The following is a 2,398-nucleotide window of genomic DNA, read 5'->3' on the forward strand; positions in this document are numbered from 1 at the left end:
TGAAATCGCTGCTCGATGCGATGGACTCCGCGGACGAGTCGGTCAGTTCGTGGAAGAGGTCAGAGAAGCGGTTGGACGGCTTGGGCTGGCAATTGCGGACCTCACCAGAAGGCTCGGGCCGAGAAGTGCGCGGATGACCACAAAGGCGCTCAAACGCGATTTGGCGGCCTTGGAGCGCGATTACGGGGAAGACGATGACAGAAGCCCCAAAGCCCGTGCTGCGGAAGCCCAGAGGGCTGCTAAGGCGCGGGATGCGAACCGTGACGATAGACCGCCGCGGCGGTCGTGGAGTCAGAGCCGCTGAAACGAAAACGCCCGCCCAGCCTTAAGCCAGGCGGGCGGGTCGTTCGTTTGAGGTACAATTCGGCAAAGGCGAACGGGGCTCCTACCCCCCGACGCTGACACTGAGGTCACGACTCAAATGCCACCGTAGTACCGCGGCCCCATTCTAGCACGCGGGCATCTGACTACAGCAAACTGGCAAACCATATCCGAGTTTGTGACCTCCCGAGACCCGGGAGGTTTTATTTTATGAGCGGCGAAAGTAAACAAATTGATGGGGTCGTGAATGACCCCGAGAACGGCGGCTTGAAATCCGGCCCTTGTCTAATAGCCGGATTTCATCAACTTTCGGAGGTTCGACCGTCTTACTGGAATGCATACAGAGCCGAATCTGGGGCAACGTTCTCAATCGATATGGTTCGCCTGAAGTTGTCGTTCATCAATGGCAAGGGCGAGTGGTTGAGCGGACACGCCCAGACTTTCGACTGCGACAGCATGAACGCATGGACGAGCAAGATTCGCCCTGGCGGTTGGTACGAGCTTTGGAGCTTCGCCATCGGCGATAGCTCGGTCGCGCTCGGCATCGGGTTCATAGAGCCGAGTTGCAAGGTCAACATGAATCGCGGGTTCGTTGAGTTCAACCCGAACAAGGTGGCTGGGGACAAGCGGTTCTGGCGGCTGCTGAAAAAGCTCGCGCCGTGCGTATCCCACGCGAGCTTGAAGCGGTATGACCTTGCCTACGACATCGAGTGCGCCCGCAAGGACTGTCGTTTGAGCAAGGACAGGCGGATGTACAAAGCCGTTATCAGCAACGGCATCACGGAATACCTCGGGGTCAAGAACACTGCTGGGTACGTGAAGGTCTACGACAAGGCAGCAGAGATGAACCTGTCGGGCGTGCTGACGCGCATCGAGCTGACGTGCGATGGCGAGTGGGACGCGGCGCAGGTTGCCGCACACTGGCCGCAGGTTCATGCGTGGGGCCCAGCCGGTGCGGACGATGCGCCGCCGCGCTCGCGTGATTGGCTGCGCTTGCTTGGGATGCTTCTGGCAGAAAAGGCAGAGCGGAACGAGGAAATCGAGACTTACGTTTCCATGCTCAATTGGAAGCAGAAAAAGCGCGCGCGTGATTTTTTGCGAGCGAACTTCCTCACCATGCCGACCGACTGCGCCGCCGCAGCCGTTGCCGAAGCGCGGAGTTGGTGCGCTCGGTTCGAGTAGACGGGTCAATGTAGCAATGCGTGACTACGGGGCGGCGTGGTCTGCGCTCGCGCAGATCTAAGCCGACTCGTTCACGGATTGCGGAATTGACGCGACGGCCAACCGAATAGACCAGACTTGATTAAGGGTCGATGGACGCTCTGCTCCATCGACCCTTTCCTTGCTCTAGTCGCGGCGAAGGAAGCCCATCAAGGGGGAGTTTGAGGGGGCTTGCCCCCTCATGCACGCGCCGCCGCGTGCTGTCCGAGAACGTGAGCGACGCCGCGAACGGACGAGGGCTGGGGGGTCTCGGGGGGAACGCCCGAGCGGGTCAAGGGCAGCGCCCTTGCACGGCCAAGCGTAGCTTGGTATAACGTGACTATACCAAAGACTATACCAAAGCCGCTAACGCACCTTTAGGTGGTTCGAACTCGGGAGTTTGACATGACCGTAGCACCCTTGATTGCCATGAAGTCGACCAAATGCGAGAGCCTTGAAGCCGTGGGCAAGGAGCTGGACAGGCGGGCGCACACCTACGCCAACGATGTTGACCAGAGCGGCCGGCACATCGGCTACCGCTGCCGCGCCGAGGACGAGTGCCCGGTGCCGCTTGAGAAGGCGGTCGAGCGGCGCATGGCGGAACTCAAGACGAAGAGGAAGGTCAGGGAAAACCAAGTCCGCGCGATGGGGTTTATCGTGTCGACAAATGAAGCGCTTCCGGACGAGGAGACGGCCAAGGAGTTTCTTGACAGGTCGGTTCAGTGGTTCGGTGCGCGGTACGGATACGAGAACTTGCTCGCCGCCCAGATTCATCTGGACGAGGGAACCCCGCACGCGCACATCTGGATCGCCCCAGTCATCCGCGGCGAGGACGGCCACGACCGCCTGTGCGCCAAGGAGCTGTTCGCGCCCGACA

Annotated in this window: 2 protein-coding genes; both read left to right on the forward strand. The window is 60.4% G+C overall.

What is annotated here, in order from left to right; genetic code table 11:
* Nucleotides 1-531 precede the first annotated feature (531 nt).
* Complete coding sequence (locus AB5Z54_RS09760; RefSeq protein ID WP_368092397.1) at nt 532-1,503, forward strand: hypothetical protein; 972 nt, start codon at nt 532-534, stop codon at nt 1,501-1,503.
* Nucleotides 1,504-1,926: 423 nt separating this feature from the next.
* Nucleotides 1,927-2,398, forward strand: a 472-nt coding sequence (locus AB5Z54_RS09765) for a plasmid recombination protein (protein WP_368161402.1), incomplete at its 3' end; no start/stop codon positions are given.

It is taken from the genome of Collinsella aerofaciens (assembly GCF_040910185.1).
Classification (GTDB): Bacteria; Actinomycetota; Coriobacteriia; order Coriobacteriales; family Coriobacteriaceae; genus Collinsella; species Collinsella aerofaciens_BF.

What these genes read in the sequence shown, in the direction of transcription:
- AB5Z54_RS09760 (WP_368092397.1), top strand. Translation starts at nt 532, where the DNA reads ATGAGCGGCGAAAGTAAACAAATTGATGGGGTCGTGAATGACCCCGAG.